This window comes from Nocardia puris (assembly GCF_003315035.1).
GTDB lineage: Bacteria > Actinomycetota > Actinomycetes > Mycobacteriales > Mycobacteriaceae > Nocardia > Nocardia puris.
In genome coordinates this window covers 1-23,890 of the sequence record NZ_QNRE01000004.1, presented here as the reverse complement: position 1 = coordinate 23,890, position 23,890 = coordinate 1, and the positions used below count along the sequence as shown (strand labels likewise).

40 protein-coding genes are annotated in these 23,890 nt (G+C 64.8%); 12 read left to right on the top strand and 28 right to left on the bottom strand.

Annotated features, from left to right (window positions below):
* Positions 1-13 precede the first annotated feature (13 nt).
* Genes DFR74_RS13170 through DFR74_RS13150 form a run of 3 tightly spaced genes read left to right on the top strand, consistent with a single transcriptional unit; the run spans position 14 to position 2,495 of the window.
* Positions 14-604 (top strand): hypothetical protein, encoded by a 591-nt coding sequence (locus DFR74_RS13170; RefSeq protein ID WP_067503713.1) that lies wholly within the window; start codon positions 14-16, stop codon positions 602-604.
* Between the two features lie 19 nt (positions 605-623).
* Positions 624-2,261, top strand: coding sequence for a hypothetical protein (locus tag DFR74_RS35370; protein ID WP_147265809.1), 1,638 nt, complete (start codon positions 624-626; stop codon positions 2,259-2,261).
* A gap of 45 nt (positions 2,262-2,306) precedes the next feature.
* Positions 2,307-2,495, top strand: a complete 189-nt coding sequence (locus tag DFR74_RS13150) for a hypothetical protein (protein WP_067503722.1) — start codon at positions 2,307-2,309, stop codon at positions 2,493-2,495.
* 32 nt (positions 2,496-2,527) lie between these two features.
* On the opposite strand, the gene DFR74_RS13145 is transcribed toward DFR74_RS13150, so the two are convergent.
* Together DFR74_RS13145 and DFR74_RS35365 are read right to left on the bottom strand one after the other, a co-directional pair.
* Positions 2,528-2,833 (bottom strand): hypothetical protein, encoded by a 306-nt coding sequence (locus tag DFR74_RS13145; protein WP_067503725.1) that lies wholly within the window; start codon positions 2,831-2,833, stop codon positions 2,528-2,530.
* A 75-nt stretch (positions 2,834-2,908) separates the two neighbouring features.
* On the bottom strand, positions 2,909-3,415 hold the full coding sequence (locus DFR74_RS35365; RefSeq protein WP_147265808.1) for a hypothetical protein: 507 nt from the start codon (positions 3,413-3,415) through the stop codon (positions 2,909-2,911).
* A 251-nt stretch (positions 3,416-3,666) separates the two neighbouring features.
* Here DFR74_RS35365 and DFR74_RS13140 point away from each other — a divergent pair, with 251 nt between their 5' ends.
* From DFR74_RS13140 to DFR74_RS35355, 9 genes are all read left to right on the top strand, one after another.
* Positions 3,667-4,986, top strand: coding sequence for an RNA ligase family protein (locus DFR74_RS13140; protein ID WP_067503728.1), 1,320 nt, complete (start codon positions 3,667-3,669; stop codon positions 4,984-4,986).
* Positions 4,983-5,270 (top strand): hypothetical protein, encoded by a 288-nt coding sequence (locus DFR74_RS13135; RefSeq protein WP_067503731.1) that lies wholly within the window; start codon positions 4,983-4,985, stop codon positions 5,268-5,270. The genes DFR74_RS13140 and DFR74_RS13135 overlap by 4 nt, the downstream gene beginning before the upstream one ends.
* Positions 5,267-5,626: a hypothetical protein gene (locus DFR74_RS13130; protein WP_147265807.1), complete on the top strand. Its 360-nt coding sequence runs from the start codon at positions 5,267-5,269 to the stop codon at positions 5,624-5,626. The genes DFR74_RS13135 and DFR74_RS13130 overlap by 4 nt, the downstream gene beginning before the upstream one ends.
* Complete coding sequence (locus tag DFR74_RS13125; protein WP_067503738.1) at positions 5,623-5,820, top strand: hypothetical protein; 198 nt, start codon at positions 5,623-5,625, stop codon at positions 5,818-5,820. The genes DFR74_RS13130 and DFR74_RS13125 overlap by 4 nt, the downstream gene beginning before the upstream one ends.
* Positions 5,820-6,740, top strand: a complete 921-nt coding sequence (locus DFR74_RS13120) for a phosphatase domain-containing protein (RefSeq protein ID WP_067503743.1) — start codon at positions 5,820-5,822, stop codon at positions 6,738-6,740. The genes DFR74_RS13125 and DFR74_RS13120 overlap by 1 nt, the downstream gene beginning before the upstream one ends.
* Positions 6,727-6,939 carry a hypothetical protein gene (locus tag DFR74_RS35360; RefSeq protein WP_147265806.1) on the top strand — a complete coding sequence of 71 codons (213 nt, stop codon included), beginning with the start codon at positions 6,727-6,729 and terminating at the stop codon, positions 6,937-6,939. The genes DFR74_RS13120 and DFR74_RS35360 overlap by 14 nt, the downstream gene beginning before the upstream one ends.
* Positions 6,936-7,097, top strand: coding sequence for a hypothetical protein (locus tag DFR74_RS35930; protein WP_157115794.1), 162 nt, complete (start codon positions 6,936-6,938; stop codon positions 7,095-7,097). The genes DFR74_RS35360 and DFR74_RS35930 overlap by 4 nt, the downstream gene beginning before the upstream one ends.
* A 78-nt stretch (positions 7,098-7,175) precedes the next feature.
* Complete coding sequence (locus tag DFR74_RS13115) at positions 7,176-8,036, top strand: MBL fold metallo-hydrolase (RefSeq protein ID WP_170160750.1); 861 nt, start codon at positions 7,176-7,178, stop codon at positions 8,034-8,036.
* Positions 8,037-8,292: 256 nt separating this feature from the next.
* Positions 8,293-8,874: a hypothetical protein gene (locus DFR74_RS35355; RefSeq protein ID WP_147265805.1), complete on the top strand. Its 582-nt coding sequence runs from the start codon at positions 8,293-8,295 to the stop codon at positions 8,872-8,874.
* Positions 8,875-8,887: 13 nt separating this feature from the next.
* Here the strand turns inward: DFR74_RS35355 and DFR74_RS13110 are convergent, their stop codons facing one another.
* The 26 genes from DFR74_RS13110 to DFR74_RS36645 form a co-directional block, all read right to left on the bottom strand.
* On the bottom strand, positions 8,888-9,118 hold the full coding sequence (locus DFR74_RS13110) for a hypothetical protein (protein ID WP_067503749.1): 231 nt from the start codon (positions 9,116-9,118) through the stop codon (positions 8,888-8,890).
* A 6-nt stretch (positions 9,119-9,124) separates the two neighbouring features.
* Positions 9,125-9,598 carry a hypothetical protein gene (locus DFR74_RS13105; RefSeq protein ID WP_067503752.1) on the bottom strand — a complete coding sequence of 158 codons (474 nt, stop codon included), beginning with the start codon at positions 9,596-9,598 and terminating at the stop codon, positions 9,125-9,127.
* Complete coding sequence (locus DFR74_RS13100; RefSeq protein WP_147265804.1) at positions 9,595-10,032, bottom strand: hypothetical protein; 438 nt, start codon at positions 10,030-10,032, stop codon at positions 9,595-9,597. Before DFR74_RS13100 ends, DFR74_RS13105 begins: the two co-directional genes overlap by 4 nt.
* Positions 10,033-10,039: 7 nt before the next feature.
* Positions 10,040-10,744: a hypothetical protein gene (locus tag DFR74_RS13095; RefSeq protein WP_147265803.1), complete on the bottom strand. Its 705-nt coding sequence runs from the start codon at positions 10,742-10,744 to the stop codon at positions 10,040-10,042.
* Positions 10,745-10,839: 95 nt separating this feature from the next.
* Positions 10,840-11,298, bottom strand: coding sequence for a hypothetical protein (locus DFR74_RS13090; protein ID WP_147265802.1), 459 nt, complete (start codon positions 11,296-11,298; stop codon positions 10,840-10,842).
* Positions 11,299-11,591: 293 nt separating this feature from the next.
* On the bottom strand, positions 11,592-12,050 hold the full coding sequence (locus DFR74_RS13085) for a hypothetical protein (protein WP_147265801.1): 459 nt from the start codon (positions 12,048-12,050) through the stop codon (positions 11,592-11,594).
* Positions 12,041-12,616 carry a hypothetical protein gene (locus DFR74_RS13080; RefSeq protein WP_067503766.1) on the bottom strand — a complete coding sequence of 192 codons (576 nt, stop codon included), beginning with the start codon at positions 12,614-12,616 and terminating at the stop codon, positions 12,041-12,043. Before DFR74_RS13080 ends, DFR74_RS13085 begins: the two co-directional genes overlap by 10 nt.
* Before the next feature lie 90 nt (positions 12,617-12,706).
* Positions 12,707-13,201, bottom strand: a complete 495-nt coding sequence (locus DFR74_RS13075; protein WP_147265800.1) for a hypothetical protein — start codon at positions 13,199-13,201, stop codon at positions 12,707-12,709.
* The gene (locus DFR74_RS13070) at positions 13,198-13,989 is read right to left on the bottom strand and encodes a hypothetical protein (protein WP_147265799.1); all 792 of its coding nucleotides are present in this window, start codon (positions 13,987-13,989) and stop codon (positions 13,198-13,200) included. The genes DFR74_RS13075 and DFR74_RS13070 overlap by 4 nt, the downstream gene beginning before the upstream one ends.
* Before the next feature lie 106 nt (positions 13,990-14,095).
* Positions 14,096-14,434 carry a hypothetical protein gene (locus DFR74_RS13065; RefSeq protein ID WP_147265798.1) on the bottom strand — a complete coding sequence of 113 codons (339 nt, stop codon included), beginning with the start codon at positions 14,432-14,434 and terminating at the stop codon, positions 14,096-14,098.
* A gap of 201 nt (positions 14,435-14,635) precedes the next feature.
* Positions 14,636-15,208, bottom strand: a complete 573-nt coding sequence (locus tag DFR74_RS13060; protein WP_067503779.1) for a hypothetical protein — start codon at positions 15,206-15,208, stop codon at positions 14,636-14,638.
* A complete protein-coding gene (locus DFR74_RS13055) occupies positions 15,205-15,798 on the bottom strand; it encodes a hypothetical protein (protein ID WP_147265797.1) in 594 nt (197 codons plus the stop codon). The genes DFR74_RS13060 and DFR74_RS13055 overlap by 4 nt, the downstream gene beginning before the upstream one ends.
* A gap of 11 nt (positions 15,799-15,809) precedes the next feature.
* A complete protein-coding gene (locus DFR74_RS13050) occupies positions 15,810-16,022 on the bottom strand; it encodes a hypothetical protein (RefSeq protein WP_067503786.1) in 213 nt (70 codons plus the stop codon).
* Positions 16,023-16,088: 66 nt separating this feature from the next.
* Positions 16,089-16,397: a hypothetical protein gene (locus tag DFR74_RS13045; protein WP_067503789.1), complete on the bottom strand. Its 309-nt coding sequence runs from the start codon at positions 16,395-16,397 to the stop codon at positions 16,089-16,091.
* Complete coding sequence (locus DFR74_RS36650; RefSeq protein WP_067503793.1) at positions 16,394-17,254, bottom strand: hypothetical protein; 861 nt, start codon at positions 17,252-17,254, stop codon at positions 16,394-16,396. Before DFR74_RS36650 ends, DFR74_RS13045 begins: the two co-directional genes overlap by 4 nt.
* Positions 17,251-17,775 carry a hypothetical protein gene (locus DFR74_RS13035; protein WP_147265796.1) on the bottom strand — a complete coding sequence of 175 codons (525 nt, stop codon included), beginning with the start codon at positions 17,773-17,775 and terminating at the stop codon, positions 17,251-17,253. Before DFR74_RS13035 ends, DFR74_RS36650 begins: the two co-directional genes overlap by 4 nt.
* Positions 17,769-17,999, bottom strand: coding sequence for a hypothetical protein (locus tag DFR74_RS13030; RefSeq protein WP_067503799.1), 231 nt, complete (start codon positions 17,997-17,999; stop codon positions 17,769-17,771). The genes DFR74_RS13035 and DFR74_RS13030 overlap by 7 nt, the downstream gene beginning before the upstream one ends.
* A gap of 75 nt (positions 18,000-18,074) precedes the next feature.
* The gene (locus tag DFR74_RS13025; protein WP_067503802.1) at positions 18,075-18,362 is read right to left on the bottom strand and encodes a hypothetical protein; all 288 of its coding nucleotides are present in this window, start codon (positions 18,360-18,362) and stop codon (positions 18,075-18,077) included.
* Between the two features lie 29 nt (positions 18,363-18,391).
* Positions 18,392-19,171, bottom strand: coding sequence for a hypothetical protein (locus tag DFR74_RS13020; RefSeq protein WP_147265795.1), 780 nt, complete (start codon positions 19,169-19,171; stop codon positions 18,392-18,394).
* A gap of 5 nt (positions 19,172-19,176) precedes the next feature.
* Positions 19,177-19,536, bottom strand: a complete 360-nt coding sequence (locus DFR74_RS13015) for a hypothetical protein (protein WP_067503808.1) — start codon at positions 19,534-19,536, stop codon at positions 19,177-19,179.
* Positions 19,533-19,889, bottom strand: a complete 357-nt coding sequence (locus DFR74_RS13010) for a hypothetical protein (protein ID WP_147265794.1) — start codon at positions 19,887-19,889, stop codon at positions 19,533-19,535. The genes DFR74_RS13015 and DFR74_RS13010 overlap by 4 nt, the downstream gene beginning before the upstream one ends.
* A gap of 318 nt (positions 19,890-20,207) precedes the next feature.
* Complete coding sequence (locus tag DFR74_RS35350) at positions 20,208-20,558, bottom strand: hypothetical protein (protein ID WP_147265793.1); 351 nt, start codon at positions 20,556-20,558, stop codon at positions 20,208-20,210.
* A 5-nt stretch (positions 20,559-20,563) separates the two neighbouring features.
* Positions 20,564-20,902 carry a hypothetical protein gene (locus DFR74_RS13000; protein WP_147265792.1) on the bottom strand — a complete coding sequence of 113 codons (339 nt, stop codon included), beginning with the start codon at positions 20,900-20,902 and terminating at the stop codon, positions 20,564-20,566.
* Between the two features lie 919 nt (positions 20,903-21,821).
* Positions 21,822-22,085 carry a hypothetical protein gene (locus tag DFR74_RS35345; protein ID WP_147265791.1) on the bottom strand — a complete coding sequence of 88 codons (264 nt, stop codon included), beginning with the start codon at positions 22,083-22,085 and terminating at the stop codon, positions 21,822-21,824.
* A gap of 148 nt (positions 22,086-22,233) precedes the next feature.
* Complete coding sequence (locus DFR74_RS35340; protein ID WP_147265790.1) at positions 22,234-22,878, bottom strand: hypothetical protein; 645 nt, start codon at positions 22,876-22,878, stop codon at positions 22,234-22,236.
* Between the two features lie 820 nt (positions 22,879-23,698).
* The coding region (locus tag DFR74_RS36645; RefSeq protein WP_211334138.1) for a hypothetical protein at positions 23,699-23,890 on the bottom strand (192 nt) is incomplete at its 5' end.

Below are 23,890 nucleotides of genomic sequence, written 5' to 3'. Positions count from 1 at the left end.
GACGGAGGATGAGATGGACACCGACTTCGACTCGTTCGACCCTGGCCGCGACCCAGATGCGATCGCCGAGCGTGTCCGGCGCACCGCAGCAGCTCAAACTGCGCCCGCGTTCCGATCGTGGCTCGAGAGAGGCGACGCCGAGATGCAGACACTGTTCGACTCCGTACCAGAGATTGCGGTGCTGGAGAACTCGCGGTGGGGGGTCGAAGGTCTCCGGGCGCTCGAGCGGCACCTGCGTTCACGGTTCGCCAACGTGACGGAATTGCGTGGGTCGCCGAGCGGCATCTACGAGCGGTTCATCGGTGAGGTATACCGGCGAAGCTTCGACGGTGAATGGCGCAACTTCCCCGATTTCGCGCGTGGCGGGGCCGAGTTCTGGCCGGTCGTGGAGCTGTCGTATCGACCGGACCACCTGGACCCGCACGACCTGATCACGACGGGCGTCCGTCCAGGCACCAGGCGCAACCCACTGCACCCCGAAGGAGAGTTGGCGTGGGTGTATGAGAACTTCGCTCGCGATCACCAGTGGTGGATCGATGCGGGACGGCCATCCCGTGAAGAGTGGGATCAAGTGCTCATGAAACGAATTCTCGGCCGAGAATGAAGCCCGAGCATGAGGTGAGATGACGACGGACCGTGAGCCGCCGCAAACTCCGAACGAACTGGATGCACCCACGCGCGACCAGTATCTCAACAAATACATTCCGGGGAAGTTGGCGAGCGGGGAAGTTCCGAGATCAGTGCCGGGCTACGCTCAGTCCTTGAGATTTTGGGAAATGGCGTCACGTCGAGGCGCGGCCTGGGAGCTGGGGATTGAGAAGGTATTTGGCCTGGATCGGCAGGGGTGGGAGCGTCACCATACGCACAGCCTTCCTGAGTCGGGCCGTTCTATTCAGGCAGACTTCTACCGCGACTCGGGTAAAGCACCGGATGGTGTCGCGCACTCGATTGAGGTCAAATCCGGTGAAATAAGCCAAGAGCGTGAAGTTTCCCAGCTGCTCGGATATCGGGCCCAATTGGCCCGAGGTGAGAAAGTCACCTATATCACGCGCGCCGGCCAGGCACATGCTCAAGACGTACGCGAACTCATGGGAAACCTCCTCAAGCAATATCCGAATCAGTTCCGGATCATGGAAGCCAACGACCGGGTTTACAATCGCATTTTAGATAGCGGGATGCGGGAATTGGAGCGGCGGGAGAAACAGCGTACTCGTGACACCGTTGCGCGGATACCGGCCAAAGACCGCGAATCCCGTGATGTAGCCAAGGTCGCCCGCGATTACCTCGCGAGCTTGAACAATCAGGCAGTTGAGGGTCGTCAAGTTGGCGTCGAGCAGATCCGATATGTTCAAGAGACGCTACGAGATCTCGGAGAGTGGGAACATCGCCGTGATCTCGAGCGAGCGGACGAGTCGAGAAAACTGCTCGGCCTGGGATTTCGGGCGGGTCGCGACGTCACCGACTATCTACGGGAACGGGCCGATGAGCGCCACCACGAACGGATGACGCCGGTTAACGAACTGGCGGTACATCAGATCTCACGCGAACGCAGCGAACTTGCACACGATGTGGCGCGAGTTCTCCGCGACGTCGAGCGAGCGCGAAAGGAGGGACGCGAGATCGACCCCAAGCACCTCCAGCGTGCGGTGAACGCCCATGGGAATCGGGTCGGCGCGTTAGCTCGGCTCGAAGGGAAGATCTTCGAAGCCCCGATCCCAGGCCAAACGTCGGAGCAGCAGCGCGAGTGGAACGCTGCCTGGAAAATGGTCAGCGAAGAGCGAGATCGGCCGATCCACCAGGCGCTTGACCACCTCGACAGAGTGGCTGCCCAGACCCGGGAAGCCCGTGAACGAGTACCGCGTGAGGTGCGTGAGCGTGAGGCGCGCCCGCCCGCGGAGCGTGAAGTGCGTGAGCGCGGGGCGCGGCCGGCCGCGGAGCGTGAAGTGCGAGAGCGCGGCGAGGCGAGGGGTTCCGGGCCGCCGGCCTTGGTGCAGGTGCCCGCGGAGCGCGAAGCTCGTGAGGCGCAAATCCGTGCCGAGCGTGAGCAACGAGCCGCGGAGCGAACCCAGTGGATGCTGGATCGTGGGGTCGACGAGAGCGTCACTCGGCTGGTCGGCCTCCACCAGGACCCGATACTGCCCGGTGATCCGGAACCTCCACGACCCGACCAGGAAAAGGTCCGATCCGACCACGCGACGCGACAGCGGGACGCGCGCGCTCGCGAAAACGACGCCAGGCAGCGCGACGGGCGGGTGAGGTGATTGCCGCTGCGTGATTGAACCGGACGGTCGGGTTACGCTGCACGAGTGGAGGAGCCGAAGCGAACCACCGTGTGGCGTGGGATTGTGTACGTCACGACTCCGCTCAGCCTGGTAGCCATGGTGGTCTCCAGGCATCAAGAGCCGGGATGGGTGCAGGTCGCGATGAGCGCGCTGGTGATCACGATGGCGACCGGCGTGTTCTACAGGCTCGAGCGCGCGATACTCCGGATGTAGCGGCTACTTCCGCGCGCGGCGATCATCCCGAACTATGAATCCCTGAGCAGTGGAGCACGTCTCCGGCGAGGAGGGCGCGCCGCCCTCGCGTGCAGGTGTACCCGAGGAGTGGTCCGGATCAGCGGCAGCGCGATGAGCGCTGCGACCCCGGCAGCGAGCAGGGCGGCGGTCGAGTCGCCCAGGTGCCAGACCCACGCGGCAGCCGCCAGCTGCACCGCGCAGGCGATCCAGCCCAGCACAACCAGAACTGCGGTGGGTAGCCGCCATATCGCCAGAGCTAGGAGCACGATCGTGAACAAGGCGATCAGCGCCGCCGCCCCGGTCGCTTGATACGTCATTCCCGTAGCGTGCCACAGCAGCGTTGTGATGGCACGGTGGCCTGCCCTGCTGTAGCAGGGACGTTGCCGCGTTCGCTACGGGTGCGTTACCGGCGGTCGAGCTGCGTCTCTAGCCCGTTCTTGCGCGCCATGCAATATGCCGTAGATCACATCCCTCGGGCGGTTTCGTGCTTTATTTGGTGCACGAAACCCTGGTACGGTGAAGCCCATGCGACTGAAAGTAAACCACCGGCCAGAACGCCGGGGACTCGAGTGCGGCGGCGCTGCGTTCGGTGAATGATTCTGGTGTGCGGTGACCGACGCGGGACACGCGCCGGGTACCAGCGTCACCTGAAATCGCGCCAGCCGGCCTGCCGAGAATGCCTCGACGCCGAGGCTCGACGCAAAACTCCTGATCGTCGCCCACCGCCACCGTGCGGCACCGAAGCTGCGCACGGGCGACACCGCCGCCGCGGTGAGGTTTGCGATGTATGCCGTCAAGCGGTCAACCGGATCGACCGCCAGCGGAAACGGCGAAAACGACGCGAACGCGCGACGCAGCGCCAACCTGTCATCCATGTTCCACGCCTGATATTCGCGCACCTGTATTTGAATGCCTCGATCGCTGATCAAGTGACGGTCGAGGCCGCGATACCGGAGTCGCGAATTCGTCGATGCGTTGAGGAGTACAACGCGCAGGAATATGCCGCCGCGTGACTACGCGTGAGCCGGGGGGATAACTGCTAATCGCAGAATTCCGCCGTGCCGATCGACAGTGTGCCGACCTGATCAAAAATTGCGCGGGGTCCTGCGCGTCGATGCTCCGAACACGACAGAACCTTCTTAGGAATTCCGTGCATCTTCCGCGTCCCAAAAATGACGAGTACGCCGCCGTGGTCGTGCGTGTCCCCACCCCGGTGCCCCTGCTGGGCCGTGACCGCGTGGTCGGCGTTCCCGTGCTCGGCCGCCAAGCCATCGTCCCCAAGTATCAGATCCATCCTGGCCAGCTCGCGCTGATGTTCCCCACAGAAGTGCAGCTCGGACCGGAATACGCGAAGGCGGCCAACCTTTTTCGCGACTCGGCACTCAACGCCGACCCTTCGGTGGTCGGCTACCTCGAGCCGAACCGCCGCGTGCGTGCGATACGGATCGGCGGGCACCGCTCTGACGCTCTGCTCTTGCCGCTGGAGACGCTGACCGCGCTGGGCCTGGACGCTGGCCTGCTCGCTGAAGGTGACATCTTCGACAAGTTCGCCGACATCGAGATCTGCCGCAAGTACATCCCGCCGCAGACCGGCCGTGCGCTGAATGCCCAGCCGCGCACTCGCGTTCGGGTCGTCGAGCGGCACTTCCCCGAGCATCTGGACACCGGAAACTACTGGCGGCTGCGCGCGAGCAAGCTGCTCGACGAGGACGACGAGATCGTGGTCACCCAGAAATTGCACGGGACCTCGATTCGCGTCGGGATGGTGCCGGTCCAGCTGCCGCGGCCGGTCCGTCCGCTCACCCGCCTGGCGCGCTGGTTCGCCGACCGGGCCGGCGTGCCGATTCAGACCTATGAGTACGCCCCTGTCTATGGATCGCGACGTGTCGTCAAAGGTACTGGTCGCAGTAACCACCACTACACCCCGGTCGACGGCGTCGACCTGTGGACTCGGCACGGCCGCATGCTGGATGGCCTGCTGCCCGAAGGAGTCCTGGTGTTCGGCGAACTGATCGGTTGGGCGGATTCTCATACGCCGATCCAGCGCGGATACACCTACCGCATCGACCCGGGCAAAGCCGAGATGTACGTGTACCGGGTCGCTCGGATCAACGCCCAGGGCTACCTGACTGACCTCGTGTGGGACCAGCTCGAAGAGGCCTGCGCGACGTACGGACTGGTGCCCGTGCCGGTTCTGTGGCGCGGCCGGGCGGCCGACTTCACTGTCGAGGACTGGATGGATCGCCGCTACCACGACGAGGGGTACGTGCAGGCAGTACGGCTGGACGCCGGCTCGCTTCCCGACGAAGGTGTGGTGATCCGCCGTGACCGCGGGGCGGTGCCCCTGCTTCTCAAGGCCAAGTCGGCGGAATTCCTGCGGTACGAAACCGGGCAGGCCGACGCTGGTCGTCGCGACATCGAAACGGCTGAATCGACTGTGCCTGAGCAGGATTCGGAGGTGGCCGCGTGAGCAATGTGCTCGGCGAGGCGCGCATCGCCGAGCGATTGCTCGACGCGCCCGAGGCGCACTTTCTCACCGCGCACGGCCGGTCGAAGCTCGCCCCAACCCCGCCTCACCTTGCCGCTGGACTCACCGAATGGCCCACGGCCACTGGCCACCCCGCGCGCGTCGACCCGATCGTCGGCGCGGCCATCGCCCTGTCCCAGCCGAACACCCTCAACCTCGCGATGCGGCTCATCACCGCCGCGTCCGCGCTGCCCCATCCTGCCCACACCTCCAGGAGCCTGACATGACCGATAGCCCCTCTCTGGAAATCCGGCTTCGCGCTGGCGAACACACCTCGGTGGGGATGTCACCGAGCAGGACGGTGATCCGTCTGCGCCGCGGCACGCTCGAACAGCACACCGCCCTCGTGGCCGCCGCCTTGGTGATCCGCCAGAGGCTGGGCACCGTGGATCGAATGTGGCGGGGCGATGTGAAGGTCAGCGGCGACGGCGACACCGTGGCGGTGTCGGTCACTCTGCTCAACCGAATGGGGTCCAAGTCCCGCCAGATCGTGGTCACGCGTGAGGAGATCCTGCGTCGCCGTGAGGAAGCGGAGGCGCTGCTGCGCAGCTCGGAGGTCGTGCGGAAGTCGGCTGGCCGATGAGGGCCGATCAGCTCACCGTCGCCCACGAGGGCCGGGTTCTGGTGACCGGCACCGGCAGCCAGCGCCGCCGCGCCACCCTCCGCACGGTCGATCTCACCCACTCGACCTACGTCCTGGCGATCGTCGACGACCCGGTCCGCGGCCGGACTCCGGTCGTCCTTGCTCCAGACACCGAGATCGGAATCGAGGACTGATGCAACCGCAACAGCTCGCCATCCTGCGCGGTCCCCAGGGCGCGGGAAAGACCCGCCGCAGCCGCCAGCTCGTCCGTGAAACCCCGAACACCGTCCGGATCGGGCGTGACGACATGCGGCGTATGGCGCTCGGGCGCACCGGCGTGCTCGAACGCGAGCACGAGGACCTGATCACGGCAATGATGCGAGGCGCGGCGGAGGAAGCTCTGCGGCAAGGCGCTCACGTCGTCATCGACGCCACCCACCTCGTACACCGTCACGCCCAGGGATGGGCGGATTTCGCTGCCGCGCGGGGCGCGGAGTTCGTGCTGCACGACATGGCAACCCCTTTCGCCGACTGCGTCGCCAACGACGAGGCGCGTGCGCTTGCTGGTCGACGAAGCGTTGGTCCCGAACTGATCGCGGCGTCGTTTCGCCGGTGGCCACCCGAGAAGTGGAAGCCCGTCGTTCCTGCGGTCGACCGACTCGCCATCACCCCGTACGAGCCCGACCCGACCCTGCCGCCAGCCTGGATCGTCGACCTCGACGGCACCCTCGCCGATAACCGGTGGCGAGATCCCTACGACTACAACGATCTTCGGTCCGATCCGGTGATCGCGCCGACGAGGAGCATCGTCAACGCGCTCGCCGGCGGCGACAGCCTCGACAGCGTCATCATCCTGTCCGGTCGCGACGCCTGCACCGAGGAAGACACCATCGCCTGGCTCGAAGAGCACCACATCCTGTTCGACGAACTGCACATGCGAACGACCGGGGACCGCCGCCCCGACGCGCTGGTGAAGCTCGAGCTGTTCGACACCGCGCTGCGGGAAACCTATAACGTGCTCGGCGTCATCGACGATCGACTCGCGGTGGTTCGCATGTGGCATCGCCTCGGACTCACTGTCTTTCGGGCAGGTGATCCCGATGCCACCCACTGACCGACGCAGCGGTGTCCACCTCGAGCTGATGCACGCGACCGTGATCAGCTTGCCGACCGCCGCGACCTCCGCCGGAACCGACGACTTCCCCATGACGCAGCTGCTGGCTGTAGCACGCGCCCTGCTGTCGGACCTCGACACCGTCGCGCGCCACCTCGGGGTCCGCCTGGAGGTGACCGTCATCGAGGACTCACCGTGACAGACGATCTGAAGGGCCCGGACCTGCCATTCGGAAACGACGACCACGCGGTCCTCATCGAGGCCGCCGACGTGCTGGGCCTGTCGCTACCCCGGACTATCGCGCACGCCGCCGCAGCCTATGCCCGCCAACTCATTTCCGCCCACCGATACCGGTGACGAACTTCGCGAAGGCTGAAAATGAACCTCCCTAGCTGCTGCCGGGCACGGTGGCATCGCCCGCCTCTTCTGCGCTCGGTGCGCTGGCCCGATATGGCCATGACCTATCTGCCCGACGGCGTGGTAGCGCTCAAGCCGCGCGGCTGGCTGCCATCCGTTCCGCGCGCTGAATGGTCCCGACGCGCACGGTTTCTCGACGACAACGCCCATCTGGTCGCGGGTATCGGTGCGCTGCATCTGGACACCGGCGACCAGCAACTCCTTATCGACTCCGGGGCGGGGCCGATCACTGTTCCCGATCACCCCGACTCCTGGCTGACAGGTGCGATGAACGGTGGTGAGCTGCTGCGAAACCTGTCGCGTGTGGGCTCTGCGCCTGAACGTATCGACGCGGTGCTGATCACCCACATGCACATCGACCATCTCGGCTGGGCGCTCAACCCCGCTCTGGCAACTACGACGCTGCGGATCGCAGAGGACGAGTGGCTGTGGTGGAACTCGATGACGGCCGATGAATTTGATGCGCTGCTCGCTCAGACGGCACCGTGGGCGCGGGGCGTGCTGAACCTGCCCGCGTTGCTCGGCGTGCTCAGTCCGCGGGTGATCACGTTCCGTCACGGCGATCTGCTCGCCCCGGGGATCACCGCCGTATCGGCGGGCGGTCACAGCGCCGGGCACAGCGCGTTCCGCCTCGACTCCGGCGATCGGGCCGCGCTGGTCATCGGTGATGCCATGCACACCCCGCTCCAGGTCCGCCACCCCGAATGGCGGTGCGCCGCCGACCACGACCCCGACCGGGCCGCCCACTACCGTCGCCAGCTGGTCGACGAACTGGCCGACACCGGAACGCTGGTCGTCGGAATGCACTTCGCCGATGTCGTCTTCGGGTCCATCACCCGTCGTCGGGACGGCACGACTGCGTGGCTGCCGAGATGGTGAGGCTGATGCCGAGGTAGCACAACAGCCCTTAAAGTATCAATTTGATAACAGGTTGCTGGCGCGTCGGATCTGGCCCCCGCCAGATTCGGCCGCTTCAACGACACGCGAATGCGTTTTGCACTGCCGCCCACTCCATCGGGCGGCCTCTCTGCGGTGCGATCGGCGCTCTGGCGACCCCGCACGCGGCAGTATCACGTCGTGGTGCGCCGACGCGCGCTAGGTTGCGCTCTTCGGCGCACCGAACGACGCTGGTGTCGTGACGAAAATATCTGGTAATCAACATGATTCGGATTCGATCGGCCGTCGCTGCGACGACCTTCTGACTGCCCGAGACCGCGACATCACGGTCGCCGAAGCGCACCGCCGAGCATGCAACGCGGCGATGCCCGACCTGGCTGCCACTATCCGCTCCTACGCGGCCCGCCTCATCTGGTGTGTACGAGCTGACGGTGCCCGTCCTCGCGTCGATGTGGCGGTCGCGGTAGCGGCTACCCCCCGGAGCGTTGACGACCTGCGTCGCGAGGCCGAGGAATGGGCCGCGGAACTGGGCCCTACGGCCGATCCCGAAACCTATATCTCCGGTCGCCGATCGAGAGCGCAGGCTGCCTGGGACTACCTGCTCCCAGAGATCGACGACGCCCTGGCCGCTGCGCAAACTCGACTCGGACCGATTCCCGCAGCGCCACATCTCCCCGAAGTCGAAGACGACGATACCTGCGGCGATTGCGGTGACAGCGGCGATTGCTCGGAATGCGATGGAGCGGGAGACGACGTACGCGGAGAGACCTGCGACACCTGCCACGGTTCAGGCTGCTGCTCCGCCTGCACCACCGACTAGGCACCCGGACGGCTTACAGCACATCGCACACCGCCGCCGAGTACGCACTATCTGCCCTGGCCGCAGATTCGGCCAGTTCCTCAGCGTCAGCGTAGCGGCCCTCGCTCAGCGCCTTCCGCGCGTCTGCGATCAGCTGATCTCGCATTCGCCTGGCCTCCGCCACCGCGGCCAGATACGCCGCAGCGGCGGCATCGTCGCGGCGACTCATCGCCCGCCGCCGCCCCATGCTCGCCCACACCGACACGATGAATCACCCTTCTCGGGGGCCCGACCAGATCGGCGTGCCGATGTGGACCCGGTGCACAATGCGGCACCCGCACGACCGGCACAGGATCTGATTCAGTTCGGCGCCGGGGCTGGTGATTCCGACGAGATCGGCCACGTGCTCGACTCGTACCTGTTCGGCGCACGCCAAGCAGTCCTCGGCAGAGATCGGACCGCCGTGCGCGCACTGGACCTCGGACTCCGGGCGGGCAGTCGCGTCGGCCATCCACTCCGCGGCCGGGCGGCCGGTATGGCTGGACCAATAGATCGCGTACGCCTCGAGTTCGGAAAGCCCCAGCAAGGCGTTCTGTTCGCGCACGTACTCCTCCGCCCGCTCCGGTGACGCCCATGGCCCGTTGTGCTCGCTATAGCCCATTTGCCCATCCTCCACGAGAACCACATACGTGCCGTCGTGGCGTTGGAACGAGGCGTCGGTGTGCAGCGCGATCCGCCGCGTCATGACTTCCCCGGAGGATGGTTGATCATCGAAAGCCGTTCCGCACCTTGACTGTTGATCTGCCCCGTCTCGAGGAGCGAGAGCAAAATGCCGCGGTGGACGGGGCCTACGGAACTGACGTAGTGGCCGTCGCACTCGCCGGCCTCGCATGTGCACGGGCACAGCGGGGAGGGTGTGTTCGACCAGAAGTCCGCGCATTCGGGTTCACCGACGGTGGGAGTATCCCATTCCAGGCAGGTGAGCCGATGTCCCTCCTCGGTGCGCTCGCTGATCGCCTCGTCGGTGATCGTCAGATCATCGATCGATCCGTGGGCGATCGCGTGTGCCCCGACGTACATCACACGCCACCGGTGAAGCGATGCTCGGTCCCGGAAATAGGTGGGACCGTATTGATGCCGTCCGTCGGCATCGGTTGTCGTTGTCTGGTAGTACGGCACCGATCTCCTATCTGCTGTCGGTCCGGCGCGAGTCGCCGAACACCCTGCGGTACTTCTTGATTGCCTTGGCCGTGATCAGGTCGGCAACGTCGCGCACGGGCTCGTCACGCTTGGCGGCCAAGGCATCGACTGCGGCGTCGATGAACGCCCATCCGTCGCCGCCGCTGGCGGTCCCGTACCACATGAGGTCGACCAAGGCGTCGACCGCGGCGATCTCCGCAGCCCGTTCGGTGCGGATGACGCCCCAGCGGTCGCGCAGGGGCGATCCGTCCGGCATATGAATTGCCTTCGCCTGCGCCGCTTCCCGTCGATGTTCGCGGTCGGCGCGGCGAAGGTCACGGGCCAGCTCCTCATCCGACCGGAAGACGCTCGGCCGGTCGATCGGCGCGTCCGGATAGCACACTGTGCACGCTCGTGACCCGGCCGCCTCGATGATCTGTTCCTCGGTTCGACCGGAGTACTCGACGAGCCATTTGAAGTTGGTCGCTCGCCCGTTTCGGTTGCACGTCGCGCAATCCATCGAGCTGTGAACATGCCCGGACGGATTGTTCACCAGGAATGCACGCGACCAGCCGCCGCGGGCTTGAAATACGGCGTCGAGCGCGTCGCGGCGCGCCAACAAGATCCGCAGCGCGCTGGCCAGACCGACCCGCTCGTTGATCAAGGCGGCGTCGTCGGGGCGGTGACGCAGTCGCCGATCGATCGCCGACATTCGCCAATCCACCTCGGCGAGCCGCTGGTAGACGTCGGCGAGTTCCGTGTCGATCATCGACGGGGACCGCAGATCCGCGGAGTCGCACCCGTCCATCAGCTGCGCTGGATGAGGTGGTCGAACACGGCCCTGACCTCTTCCGCCGACTGTCGCGTGAAGTGCCCACCGAGGTAGCCGACCAGGTCGACGTGTCCCCTTCCGCGCGCGGTGAGTTCGATCACCGGGTACGACGACAGCACGATCGAGTACGGCTGGCCCAGCTCAGCGATTACCTGCACCGACTCCCGAAGGCGCTGGGGCACCGTTCCGGCGGCTATCGCGTCGGCCCACACGTACAGCTGCTCGATCACATGCGCGAGGATCTGCTCCAGCTCGTCGGCACCACATCCGCGCAGCCAACGATCGGTCGCGCGGACAAACTGAGGCGTCACACCGGATGCGGCGAACGCATCCTCCCACGAGGGAAAGTTCAACAGGCCGTGCGGCGGTTCGTCGCGGACCCATAATCCGGGCGCGAATTCGTCCACCGACAGCAACTTGTCGTCGCCGTCCATGACGGTCACCTGGGAGGCGATCAACGCCCGGCGAGGATCGCCGGTCACGTCCTCCGCGCCATCGTGAAATCGCAACCAGTACAACCCGTTCGACACGTCGGCGAGGTCCGTATCTTCGGTGGACAGCAATGCCTCCTCACCGACGACGGCCCTGACCGCCTCGGCAATCGGCCCGCCCGCGACACGGTGTCTCGAATTGGTCAACACTTCTCCTGTCGTCGTTGGTCGGAGTGATCGGACACCCCAAGTCCCGCACCCGGAATCGGGATGCGGGAGAGCGGAGTCCGAGCCGATCAGCGGCGCGGAGCGCGGCGACGCTCTTCGCTCAGCGAGTAGTCGTGTACGCGCACCGCTGCTGGGACGTCATCGGCGACCGCGGCCATTGCCTCGCGCACGGCCGATGGCAGCTGCACGCTGGTGGCCCCGGCCGCGAAACGGTCGGAGTGCAGTACCCATTCCTTTTCGACCAGTTCGGCGGGCTGCACATACCACCGAACTCCCAGCCTCAGGATCGATCGATACTGCGACCTGGAACCCCTGTCGACGGAGTCCACCGGTGCGTCGTGGTCGACGACGACGACGGCGTAGGGCAGGGCTCCGTCGGCGAGCAGGTCGGCGGACCCGATCTCCTGAAACTGGGTCACCGGCGTCCGGGGGCGGGGGTGACTGGAAAGGGCGTGCACGAACCCGACAATCAAGAGGTCCGGTGCACCCTCGCGTGCCACGAGAAAGCGAAGGTCGTTCACTTCCACCAGTTCTCCTGCCGGATGTCGGGGCCACCCGCCTCGAGGTACCGGCGCAGCGCCGTGTAGGCGTCCTCGTTCACGTAGTTGCCCTCGTTGATCACCTTCCACTCCTCGAGGGTCGGCACGCCCAGGTCCCTCACCTTGTCGACCATCGTGTGCCAGTCGCGCCAGGAGTTCGGTGATCTCTGGGGGTAGCCATCCAGCATGAACACGCATCCGGCCCGCTCGCTTTCGGTGAGATGGGTCCAGATCCCGGTGTTGTAGAAGCGGGTCCAGCTTGGGCCGTCGAGGTAGACCGGGAAGCCCACACCGTCGATGTGGCCGTTTTCGTACTGGACCAGGTACATCCACCAACTGCTGTACTGCCCGCGCTGCGGCTTGAACCACCGCTCGACCTCGCCCGCGACTCGGGGGTTGGTGGACTGGTGGATCAGTCGCTGTCGGCCGCGGTACTGGCCCTTGGTCGCCTCTTCGACCCAGTACCGCATCTTCACCCGATAGAATCGGCCGTTCGGGTAGTCGTCCACGACCACGGCGGTGTCGGCGCTCGTGTGGCCGCGCAGCACGGCCACGACCTGTCCACGATCGTCCTTCGTGGTGCTCTTGCTGATGTTGAACCCTCCTTGTTTCGATGGTGGAATGGGCTGGCCGGAGTGGAGAGGTCAGCCCGGGGGGTCGAGGTCCGCAGTTCCGAACGGAGCACTCGTGCGATAGATCTCGTAGGCGACCACTTCGGCGGCGACGTGTTCGGAGCACGCTGCCGCCCACGGGCAGTGCATCGTCGGCGTGGATCTTGAGTTTTCTCCGGAGGCGAGGGTGAATCCGGCCGTGCCGACGCGGCCGCAGCGGGCGCAGGTGTGGGCGTTGACCTGGATACCTGGCCGGGACCAGCCCAGATGCTGACCCAGGGTGTCTGCGGTGGCTCCTTGCTCCAGCGCGGCCTGGACTATGCCGGCGCGATCCATCGCCGTGTCGAGCGATTGGGTGTGAAGCTCTATGCGGAGGTGGTGGCCGACGAGCCACCAGTGCGGCCACCGCATGTACACCAGGTGCCAGCCATTCGGCGCGGGCTCGGTCGCCCAGTGCGTCGCGGGAAGTTGGCAGTACCAGCTGAATCCGCCGCCGACCCGGGCACGGCGGCGATGAAACTCCGTCATCGGAGCTGCCCGTCCTCCCAAAAGTCCGGGGGCACAGCCATTTTGCGGACCGTGTGGCGGTAGGTATCGGCGATCTGCTCGGCGTTGAGCACGTCGTGCTCGCGCGCCCACGCGGTGATGGCCAGCCAATATTCGCGGTCGCGGCGCTGCACGGCGGCGGCTGCGGCCTCCAGCGCCCACAGCGTCGCGCCCAACGGGTTGCGCTCGGGGTCGGGTGCGTGCTGCGGGTCGAAGGTACGCGGTCCTGGGAGGGGGTAGTGGCCGTACAGCTCGGCGAGCTGTGCCGCGGCCCGAGGTGATGCCTGGGCCAGGTTGTCGGCGCGGCTGGCGCGCTGCGCGGCGACCTCTTCAGGCTCGTTTCCGGCCCGGCCCGGATCGACGTGGAATTCGGCAGCGTCGACGGGCTGTCCGTTCAGGTAAACGGTGACGGTTGTCGCATCGTCGGGGTCCCGATGGATCACCACCTCCACCTTGGGGACGGCGGGTTCCGCGTCGCCTCGGGGGATGACCGCGCGTGGATCGGTGGACCCGTCCACGGTGGTGTCGGCGAACACCGCCAGCTCGACGCGCTGGTCGCGCTGGTAGACGCGGCCCTCCGTGAACTCGCGGTTAGCGGCGTCGATCTCGGGTTCGTCGGGACGCGGGACATAGACGTCGAGGAGGACGAACTGCGTGCCGTTGTGGTCGGTGCGCGTCTTCGCGGTCAGTACGTCGCAGCCGTCCTCGGTGGACATACCTGCCCGCACAGCATCTGCGGGCAGGGTGTAGAAGATCGTGGGTAAGGACATACTTCTCCTGCTTCTGGAAGGTCAGGTAAGGGATCAGGGCATGCGCGATCGGCGGGCGGGAACGGGTTCGCGTGGCCCCGCATACCGGGGGACTTGGTGGTCGGGACTAGCCAGGTGCGTCGGGTTCGGCGGCCCGGTCGAGCAGGCTGTTCAGCCGTTCGCTCAGCTCGGATTCCTCCGTCAGGCTGTCGACAGTGAACGCTTCATTTGCCGCGTCACGGATCTCGTCGCCGTAGTGCAGTAATGCCATGTCCAGCACCTCGCCGACGTCAACTGCCTGCCGATCGACCAGATGGAGCACGTCGGCCACGAAATCGCCCAGCATCTCCAACTGGTCGCGGTCGGTGATCTGGGCTACGGTGCAATCCGGGCCATGCGTTCCGGCCCAGGCGGTCAGCGCCACAAGCGCCCGGTCAGCAGCCGTACGCATCGGACGTTTACTCACGGTTCCTCTCACAAGTCGGTCTCGGTACACGGCGTGTCCGAGACGCCCCCAAAATTGGGAGGCAACGCTGTTCGATGCCGCAGCGCTTTGGTGGCAACATGCGCTGCCGGAGGGGCACCGGTTCGGTGCAGCGGCGGCAGTAGCGGAGTCCGTAGGCGGTTTGCCTCACCCGGTGGCCGAAAAGGCGACAGCGCCACGGCATCAGATCACCCCGATCAGACCGGCTCCGACGCAACGCGTCTGGCGCAGTCGCTCGGCATGGAACTCCTCCAGCTCGGCCCTCCAGCAGTACTCGGCGTCGTCCTCGCTGTACCAGCCACCGACTGCGGCGATCAGTTCCCCGCCGGGGCCGTGCAACTCGTATCGCGCGACTTCGCCAGCGATCCACTGCTCGTACTCGCGGGCCTCGGCGTGCGCGGTCTTGTCGTCGTTGGCGAGCGCGAAGAACGCGAATTCCTCACGCCAGCAGTGGATCGCCCCGGTGACGAGCTGCACCGAGGCACCGGTGATCGCCCGCCACAAGCTGAACGCGCGGGTCACCTTGTCCTCATCGGTGTGACCGTATTGCTGGAGGACGTGCTTCAGTGCTCGCGCCTCGGGGGTGTCCGTGCCGATTTCGTCCAGCAGTGGTCGGAATCCTCGCGCCTCGTAGACGAGAAGTCGTGCACTGCAATCCCATTCGCGTGGGCTGTCCGAGTCCTCGTCTTGGAACCAGGCGAGGCGGTAGGTGCTGCCGTCTCTGTCGATCGTGTGCTCGCGGTAGGGCTCTGTCACGACAGCTCCGCCTCCGCCTGCGCGGCCGTTTCATCGCTGGCCGCGTTCGCCTGGCCGAGAACTCGCGCGACGGCCATCGCGAGCGCGTCGGCCTCGCCCTTCGGCATCCTGATTTCGAATTGGACGTAGGTGCCATGGACACGGAATTCACCACCGCGCTGGTACGGGTCGCCGAACTTGGAACTAAGGCCCTTGTTGTAGCGGTGGCCGCCGAGCAGCATGCTGAGCCGATCGGCCTGTTGATGGGCCAACGCTGTCCGTTCGTCATGTTGGCGCTTGCGCTCGATGGCCAAGGCGAGCACTCGCTGATAGTCCGGCAACAGCCTTCGCCGAATCTCACCCGCGAGTCGCTGTGCCGATTTGGCTTCGGACGCGGTGATCACGTGGGTGTCCTTCTCGCCGTCGGGTACGTCGCTCCATCGGTCGCCGAGTTCGCCGTCGATCCGCCATCTCTGGTCGACCAGGGACAGGGACAGGCGCATCGAGTCCGGTCCGGCCAGGGTGGCGGCGGGCGCGCCCAATCTGGACGGCCTCTCGATGGCCGTCCACTCCGGTCCGAGGTGCGTAGCAATCTCCTGCGCCGCCTGCAAGACCGGGCGAGTCATCGCACCTGCCCGCTCTGATGCCCCCACGGCCGCACGCTCAGGTGGGGGCCGCAGATGCGGTTGCCCATCGTGCGGCAGTCCCACGTCGGATCGTCCTCGGCCGGTGCGTCGACGACGGCGGGCGCGATGTGGAGCGGGCCGGCCTCGAACTCGGCCATCGAAGGGCCGGTCCCCACGAGAAGGGCGACCACCACGATCAGCAGGTCCATCGGATCTCCTCTCTTCAGTTGTGCTGTCTACCAACGTGATTGCGTCGGCAGGCAGTCCAAATCTGCTCAGGCGTAATTGATTTCGTCGTAGGTGTCGGGAACTTCGACCAGCTCGAGGGTGCTCAGGTGAGCGCATAGGTCGTGCCACTGCTCGGCGGTGGTGCCGCGCGGCGGCGAGGTCACTCGCTGGCCGCGGTGGCTCAGGAGGGCGGACTCGAGCGCGTTCCAATCGGTGTCGTCGTCCATCTCGAACGGGTCGGTGGTGCGGTCGCCGTCGGCGGCGCACTCGGTGCGGTGCTGCGCGGCTTCGTCGGCGTCCGGGGTCGCGTAGACGAACAACTCGAACCCAACCTCTTTGATTACAACCCAGCTCACGCCGCACCACCCTCCTGTCGGTGGTTCGATTCGGTGCTTCGCGCGTGCACTCGCAGGATCGCGCGGACGTGCTCGGGGCGGCTGTTCCAATGCTCGGCCGCCTGGTCGGCCTCGCGCCGTCCCTCCTGGCCGGTGTGGCGGCTGAGAACCGTGCCGGACCCGACGTGGACCACGTCGAAGGTGCCGGGGGGCGTCCATTCCGGTGCTCGGGCGGGATCGCGCACCACGACCAGGGTTTCGACTCCGTCATCGCGCAGCGCGCACACCACGTCACCGCCGACCAGCTCGAAGAACCGCTCGATGGCAGCGCTCGCCTCCTTGCACGGCACGGTCTCCCCGCCACCGAACTGGGCGTGGAACTCGGCGGGCTCGGTCAGATACTTGTGCGCGTCGTCCAACAGCGAGTCGAGGATCATCCCCGCCTCGGGTTCGCGCCCGGCGTACGCCATGCCCTGCTTCCACGGGAACTCCGCACGCCTGTCGTGGCAGCTCAGCTTGACGGTGAAGTCGTCGTACAGATACTCGCCGACCGCGTCGCGGACCCTGATAGTGCCGTGGTATGTCGCCGTGAGGCCGATCCCCATCGCCCTCACCAGCAGGTCGCCGAACCGGTGGTCGACTCGCGTCTCGGGTTCCGGAGCAGGCCGGTAGTGTCGGTCGCCGTCCACGTCGTACGCGGCGTGCGAGCCGATCCACATCTGTGCCACGTCATCGTGCCCCGAGGCCCGCAACACGGCAGCCAGCGCCTCGACCTCACGGCACGACATGTTCTCCGCAATGGTGCTGATGAGCAGCGTGTCCTGGAACGCGTCGTTGAACTCGGTCAGGGCTTCTCCCAGCAGAATCAAGTCTTTCATGATCTCCGATCTGATTGATGTGCAATGGCTTTCGTGTACTCACTCGGTGCTGCGTGCGCAGGCGGTGGTGTATCGCCGACCCCGGCTCCGATCCAGAACCAGTGGAACTCGCAGCCGCAGTGCTGGATGTCGACGCCGAGGACGTAGTGGTGACGTGCCCGGCACAGCGTGGGGCGGCCGACGTCGTCGGTCACAGAGGGAAACAGAGGTGGTCCCGGATGGCAGGGGAACTCCGGCGAGTCGATCACCACGACATCCGGAAGTTCGTGAAGGGTGATCGCGCCACCCTCGGCGTAGTCGATCCACACGTGCACAAGCCACGCGTGGCGCACCGCCAACTCCAGCGATTCCGCGCAGACAACGTAGGTGTACGGCGCTTCGCCGTCGTGTCGCTCCGGGCCGGAGACGTTCACCGTCCAGACTCGCGAACTCTCCGCGGGCACGGGCGGACCGGATTCCTCGCCCGTCGATTTCAGTAGTGCATAGCTGGGGCCAGTCTCCGCGCCGGTCGTGTTCACCACCCGCCCCACCACTGCCGGACTTCCTCGACCGACTCGCCACGCGAGGCCAACACCGACTCCAGGGTGGGCGTCGAGTTGTCCAGTGCGGCGCGAAAAGCCGACTCGAAGACATCGATAGCGTCCGTGTAGGGCTCGCTCATATCGAGGCCATCCACCACCATCGATCGCGCGGCGTCCAGTGCAGAATCGATATCCACCATCGCGTGAGGCTCATCTGCGCTCATTTGCTCTCCTTTCGGTCTGGTTTCGTAGCTCGGTAGGCCGAACGCCGCGTGCCGTTCAGCCAGCCCAGCCCCAAATCAGGTACCGGGCGGAGTCGAATGCCACGAACGGGACTTCGGATCGAAAAACGGATGGCGGGCGTCGGATCTCTGGACGATTCGCTCGCCAGGGTGCAGCCCCGGTCCTTCGCTTCCGACTATGCGGAATCCCATCCAGGCGAGTTCTTGGTCGATCGCCTCCTGTGTGTTCTCGGCGATCGTCCCTTGAGTGATGATGTTGTTGGGATCGGAATCGTCCCACAGGACGCACAATTGCCAGGTTGCGCGGGCGCGGTCGTAAGAAACGATCGAGCGATACAGGATCATACTTTCAACCTCAATCATGAGAAGGACAGCTATGCGGCGTCGTGCGCCAGCTCGTCAACCGCTGGGCTATCGACGAAGCAGTAATCGCATGCTTCGTCACTGCATACTTCGTCGTCTTCATCAGCGACCGGAGTCGCGAAATACGACACCGAATCGCCGCTCCAATTCACGACATAACTGAACATTTCACCAGCCGCGATAGCGCGCGCAAGGGAGAAGCTGATATCGGTAAGCATGCTCCCTCCCGGCCTCAGGGATTCCACTACGGCGCAGTCCGACGCCCACCCGCCCAGATCATCGGCCGAATCAGGAAACTCGTCCTCCTGCGCCTCCCCGTCGCGGATCATCAAATCCGCCAGGTGCCGTGCGAGCACACCAGCGTCCGCCTCACCCGAGACGTGAACGCGCAGCGGGTCTGTGTCCGCCGGCATGTAGCCCGGGGCATTGGAAGACACCACCCACAACGGGCCAGGCAGAGTACCCAATTCGGGAATCGGCGATCCATACTCCCACCAGTCCCCGTTCCAGGCGCTGATGACCATCGCGCCCCGAGCGCTCCGGCTCCAGATCGGATGGTCGACGTAGTGCCGCTGGATCAGCTCCCGCGCCAACCTCATGGCTGCTCTGGACGAGATCTCCTGTGCGCGATGGCCTTCTAGCACCTGCGCGAGATGCCACCACTGTGGGCATTCCGGCTCGCCGTAGTACGGGTCGGGGCCCCGCGTCGAGGATGGAACCTGCCGGGCCCATTCCTCCAGCCGCTTCCTCAGCAGCTTCAGCGATCCGTCCGGGTCGAACTTCTCAGTCATCGCGGTCACGCGTCCCCCCGCTCGAGATCCGCCCAGCGGATCATGATCACGTCTTCGCGGCAGCCGTGCAGATGCGATCCGCACACCGAGCAATCGCGGCGCGAGAAGGTGTCGCGCTCGCAGTCACAGTCGTCGGCGCACGGCTGACCGGCGTGCGGGCAGGTCGAGTACGGTCCGCTGTGCGTGTGGCCCAGGGTGACGTCGTACTCCTGGCAGGTCGCTGCGAAACGCGCTGCGTCCCAGCTCGGTTCGGCGGGTCCGTTCTCGCCGTTCGCGAGCGCGAGAACGCAGTCCCAGCACGCGACCCCAGCGTGGAAGTTCCCCGAATCGATAGCGACGGCGTACGGGTTGACGACGGAACTCATCGCGTATCCTCCCGGTAAGCGATCGCCCATCCGGCCAAGGCACTTTCGCCGTCAGCGTCCAGTTCGTCGAGGTCAGTCACCACAACCGTCACGTACGTTCCCGGCGTTGTGAGGATGTGGTCGGCGAGCCTGCCGCCGACGAACTCGCTGGGATGCATGACCGGGCCGGAGTAATTCCATTGACCGGTCCACCCGGTCAGCAACTCCCAGTCGACGGGGTCGACGGCTACGGTGCCGTTCGACTCGGTGACATCGGGGGCGTACACATCCTTCGGTTCGCTGACACGCCCGTCGGAGTCCACGTGGATCACGTGGTCGAATTCCATGACCTCGCGCAGTCTCGCCGGGGTCATCGATCCATTTGTCATTTGAATCCCTCCCTATGAATGCACAAACCCCCCAGGGCATCCCTAGGGGGTTCGGACGCGGACCGCTCGGCTACGCGCCGATCGTAGGCATCACCGTGACGGCACGGCCACCTCGACCGAAGCGTCCGCCACCGCGCTTCACCGCGCGACGGAATTCCCACTCCTTCCGCCTGGACTCCTTCGCCTTGCGACTCCTGCTCATGATTCGTAGCGTCCTTCCTGGTCTCTGACCGCTGCCCCGATGAGACAACATCGCGGTGCGCAGCGAAGCTCGCTGCGCACCACCAAACTGCTTCATCCGGCTCAGACGAATACCGCCTCGTGCCCGAAATTGTCCGCGAAATTCACCGCCCACCAAGGAGGTCTTCTCTGGTAACCAGCGAAGAACTGTCCGGTCGCCGCGACGTGAAAGAGATACCGCGCGTACTCCATCCACATTTCCTGCTTGAAAGGCAAATCCCCAGGCGCTTCGCGGCGAATATACACAGCCATGCCCGTTCTCGAGTCGGTGAATTTAACTTCACCGCCGAGGACGCCGATGCGTTGCAGAGATGCCGGACCGCACAGGCGGTGGCACGCATACAAACATCCGTCGATACTGTCCGCGAAACCGTAACCCAGACGATCTCCGTTGCGATATGCTGTCCATATCATCGCGGTTACTTCGCCTCGATAGCGAGATCTGGTTCCGACTGGTACACGATAGTTCCCGCGCCCGAGTTGATCCGAAAAGTGCGCGCGGCTTCATCCTGGGGGGATTTGTATTCTTCGGACCAGGGACCCCATTCGTACGCCCTTCCGGATTTTTCGTCGACCATGAGCCTCACCGCCGTGTACCCGGCGAGCGTCGCCGCGAGCACCACGACGCTGTACTTCTGGTCCTGTACGACCACAATCCCTCGACCGGCCATTTCGATGGCGTAGCCGAGGCGGTCCACGAAATCGGACTTAGCCGCAGAAAGGTTGACGCCAACGCCGGTGAGTCCGTACGCCGACACGGTACGCAGGGACTGCCCGCCCTCCGTTATTTGCGATACCTCACATTGCATCGCAACATTTATTTTTCGTTCGCCAGATCCACGCATTTCCCTATTCTTTCTACTCGGGCACGGAATTGAATTGGCGGCAGGAAATAATTCGTCCTGCCGCCGCGTTCACGCCCGGCTCGACGTATAGAAATGGCCCTCAATGCATGAGGGCCATTATCGTCATATGTCTATTTCAGCCGTAGATATGTCCGAGTACGGCACCCGGATAACTCCGCGTGTCCTCGAACCACGTGTAGCCGGTCACATCCACGTGCAACTTCCCGTCGCACGTGTCGCTGGTACCCGCGCAGCTCATTGCCTTGCAGCTCGTGGCAGGAGGGAGCGCCCGCTCGACCAGGGCCATCACCGTCGAAACCTCTTCACCCGCCGCGACGTATTCCGATCGGCCCAAGGTGCGCGTGTACCCGAACCACCTCCGTTCATCGACGGCGACGACGTACCCACGACTCAATTCGGAGTACAGCAACTCCGCGTAGGCACGGTTCGCGGACCAGTCCCAGCGTGTCAGATTCACGCTGAGCGGCGGGCGGCGGTCCAATCGCACCAACGGAACAGACGTCACTGGACTGGCCTGGCGGCGTAGTGATTGCGGACCGCGATCGCCATCGCACGCTGCGAGTCGGAGTCCAGACGAGCCGCGACGCGCCGGAACACCCGCCGATGCCCCTCGACCACCTCGGCGGGCCTCCCCATTTCTGCCGACTCGATCGCTGCGAATAGGGAATTCATTGCCGGTAGGTGGGGGAGCTTATCCAATTTCACAGATTCATTCATTCCATACCCTCCGATTCTCGGTAGTCGGACAAACCGACCAGCCAGCTTGCGCCTTCACAAGGCGCAAGCTGGAATTCGGTTCGTACTCGGCCGTTCAGTTCTGATATACGCCGAGGATCAGATGGTTTCGCGGCTCAAGAAACGCCCCGTCAAACGCTCGCAGCTCACGCGCGGCTTCGATCGCCCACTCATCCGGTGCGCCATCCTCCCAATCGATCGACCACGATCCCGGACTCAACCCCTCATGATCGGCGTCGCGCAGGTTCGGGCCGTACGAGAAATCCGACTGCGGAAACAGTGCTTTGATTGCGGTAACCACTGACTCGGCTATTTCGCGAGAAACGCTGCTGTCGTCCATTGCTTCAACCTCCGCCAGGCGTAATTCGCCCTTGAAATACGGTGCGAGTGAATATCGATCAACGCCAGTTGATCAGTCAACAGCCGCCGCGCCGATGCTGCGACGGCTGCTCACCTACCGACTAGCGCGTTCCGGAAAAGGGCACACTTCACCCACGAATCGAATTCATGAAGTCCGCAACTTTAGCAGCGCGGTTCCGTCCGATCACCGTCGAACGCCCTCGGTAGCCCGTACGCGCATCCGAGGTTTGCGCTTTGATCAAACGCCCGGACTCATCGAAAACAACCGCAACCCGCGCACCGAGCAACCCGAAAACTATTTCGTCCGGTTTCGTTCCCGCATACTCGTCTATACCCGCGCGGCGTGCGATTTCGGAAAGGTAGTCAAGATCCGTGACCGCGTGCACGTCTCCTCGCAGTTTGTGAGGCACACTCCGCCAGAATGATTTCGTATCCTGCGGAGCGATGCGACGTGCCCGGTCGGCCCACTCGAAAACGGACAGAATGACACTACGGTGTTCCGTCGCGCCCGCCACCGTGCCAGAGCTGCGCGACTCACACTTGACGCACCGGTTCGGTCGTTTCTCCGAACGCGTGCGACCGTTGACCCACTCCGAGCCCTTCCAGTAAACGCGTGGTTCGAAAGAACCGCCGCAGACCGCACAGTGGTCGGCGCTACGCGTCGGACGGTTCAAGTCGAGTTCAGTATTTCGGCGGTTGCCCTTCGTGAGCAGGCCGACAGTATCCCTGTGCGCACGCACATTCCGGCGCGCGTTCGGCATGAATGAATCCATAGAACGTCTCCGTTCGATTGTTCAGCAAGAATTGACCGATGTGGTAAGCGGGTGGGGAATCGAACCCCGAGCACAGTCCTACAAAACCATGCCACGCCGAGTGCCCGCTCATTCTCTCGTCGCCGTTTGCTTTCCCTGGCGGGACCTACCGCCGGTTCCCTGTCCCGTGCGATCCGCAACAGGCAGACAGAGAGGTATCCTCTAGCGACGAGAATTGTTGGGGCTACGTTTGCTTTCCCTGGCGGGACCTACCGCCGTACCCCTGCCCCGTGCGTTCCGCAGCAGACAGGCGGGTGTGTATCTTCACGTAACCCCGAACGCTCACCATTGAGGCTTGTGCATGTCCTCATGCCACGAGCTTGCCCGTCCGTTTTCAAGGTCCGACGCGAAGAACACAGTTCTCCCGCTGGTACCTACGAACAATCGACGCGCATCTACTCGGACACGTCAACGTGTTTCGCTGAATCGTCTATACCGGACTGCTCCGGCACTCGCGAAAAAGCTACGTAAGACATGCGTAGCCCTTGGCTCGCGTTCAGTCACACTATTGAGTTCTCAAAGTTCACCCGCTGACGTCTGCCCTTCCGAGTGGGAACACTCCGGCGTGGCTACGTCAACAGCAAATTTCGCTTTTGTCTCTCGCGAAATCACCGATGCCCGGTGCGGCGCGCACCCGAAGTTATGCCGGTGCGCTGGCGTGGGAGCGGCAGAAATGCCGCTGCTGCCCTCATGCCCTTATCGGGACTAGCCGTGCGGGTGACTTGGGGAGCTTCGCTCGGAACCCTTGCCCGCCTACCCTCTCGGGGCGGCCTGGCACCAATTAGAGCGTAGTCATAGTGACTACGCAACTCCCAATTTCAGATTGGTTGTGAATGCGCAGTTCAGGCGCGAAAAATTGATGTTCGGCGTAGCCGTATCTCGGCAGGCTCGGCAGGCTCGGCAGGCTCGGCAGGCTCGGCAGGCTCGGCAGGCTCGGCAGGCTCGGCAGGCTCGGCAGGCTCGGCAGGCTCGG

Excerpts from the sequence above, each read along its gene's own strand:
- DFR74_RS13095 (WP_147265803.1), bottom strand. The coding sequence starts at position 10,744 with ATGTCGGCGATCGATCGGCGACTGCGTCACCGCCCCGACGACGCCGCC.
- DFR74_RS35345 (WP_147265791.1), bottom strand. The coding sequence starts at position 22,085 with ATGGACGACAGCAGCGTTTCTCGCGAAATAGCCGAGTCAGTGGTTACC.
- DFR74_RS13020 (WP_147265795.1), bottom strand. The coding sequence starts at position 19,171 with ATGACTGAGAAGTTCGACCCGGACGGATCGCTGAAGCTGCTGAGGAAG.
- DFR74_RS35340 (WP_147265790.1), bottom strand. The coding sequence starts at position 22,878 with ATGGATTCATTCATGCCGAACGCGCGCCGGAATGTGCGTGCGCACAGG.
- DFR74_RS13010 (WP_147265794.1), bottom strand. The coding sequence starts at position 19,889 with ATGACCCCGGCGAGACTGCGCGAGGTCATGGAATTCGACCACGTGATC.
- DFR74_RS13125 (WP_067503738.1), top strand. The coding sequence starts at position 5,623 with ATGAGGGCCGATCAGCTCACCGTCGCCCACGAGGGCCGGGTTCTGGTG.
- DFR74_RS13075 (WP_147265800.1), bottom strand. The coding sequence starts at position 13,201 with ATGACGGAGTTTCATCGCCGCCGTGCCCGGGTCGGCGGCGGATTCAGC.
- DFR74_RS13025 (WP_067503802.1), bottom strand. The coding sequence starts at position 18,362 with ATGATCCTGTATCGCTCGATCGTTTCTTACGACCGCGCCCGCGCAACC.
- DFR74_RS13120 (WP_067503743.1), top strand. The coding sequence starts at position 5,820 with ATGCAACCGCAACAGCTCGCCATCCTGCGCGGTCCCCAGGGCGCGGGA.
- DFR74_RS13070 (WP_147265799.1), bottom strand. The coding sequence starts at position 13,989 with ATGTCCTTACCCACGATCTTCTACACCCTGCCCGCAGATGCTGTGCGG.
- DFR74_RS35350 (WP_147265793.1), bottom strand. The coding sequence starts at position 20,558 with ATGATATGGACAGCATATCGCAACGGAGATCGTCTGGGTTACGGTTTC.
- DFR74_RS13170 (WP_067503713.1), top strand. The coding sequence starts at position 14 with ATGGACACCGACTTCGACTCGTTCGACCCTGGCCGCGACCCAGATGCG.
- DFR74_RS35360 (WP_147265806.1), top strand. The coding sequence starts at position 6,727 with ATGCCACCCACTGACCGACGCAGCGGTGTCCACCTCGAGCTGATGCAC.
- DFR74_RS13130 (WP_147265807.1), top strand. The coding sequence starts at position 5,267 with ATGACCGATAGCCCCTCTCTGGAAATCCGGCTTCGCGCTGGCGAACAC.
- DFR74_RS13090 (WP_147265802.1), bottom strand. The coding sequence starts at position 11,298 with ATGGACGGCGACGACAAGTTGCTGTCGGTGGACGAATTCGCGCCCGGA.
- DFR74_RS13030 (WP_067503799.1), bottom strand. The coding sequence starts at position 17,999 with ATGAGCGCAGATGAGCCTCACGCGATGGTGGATATCGATTCTGCACTG.
- DFR74_RS13015 (WP_067503808.1), bottom strand. The coding sequence starts at position 19,536 with ATGAGTTCCGTCGTCAACCCGTACGCCGTCGCTATCGATTCGGGGAAC.
- DFR74_RS13050 (WP_067503786.1), bottom strand. The coding sequence starts at position 16,022 with ATGGACCTGCTGATCGTGGTGGTCGCCCTTCTCGTGGGGACCGGCCCT.
- DFR74_RS35370 (WP_147265809.1), top strand. The coding sequence starts at position 624 with ATGACGACGGACCGTGAGCCGCCGCAAACTCCGAACGAACTGGATGCA.
- DFR74_RS36650 (WP_067503793.1), bottom strand. The coding sequence starts at position 17,254 with ATGAAAGACTTGATTCTGCTGGGAGAAGCCCTGACCGAGTTCAACGAC.
- DFR74_RS13145 (WP_067503725.1), bottom strand. The coding sequence starts at position 2,833 with ATGACGTATCAAGCGACCGGGGCGGCGGCGCTGATCGCCTTGTTCACG.
- DFR74_RS13105 (WP_067503752.1), bottom strand. The coding sequence starts at position 9,598 with ATGACGCGGCGGATCGCGCTGCACACCGACGCCTCGTTCCAACGCCAC.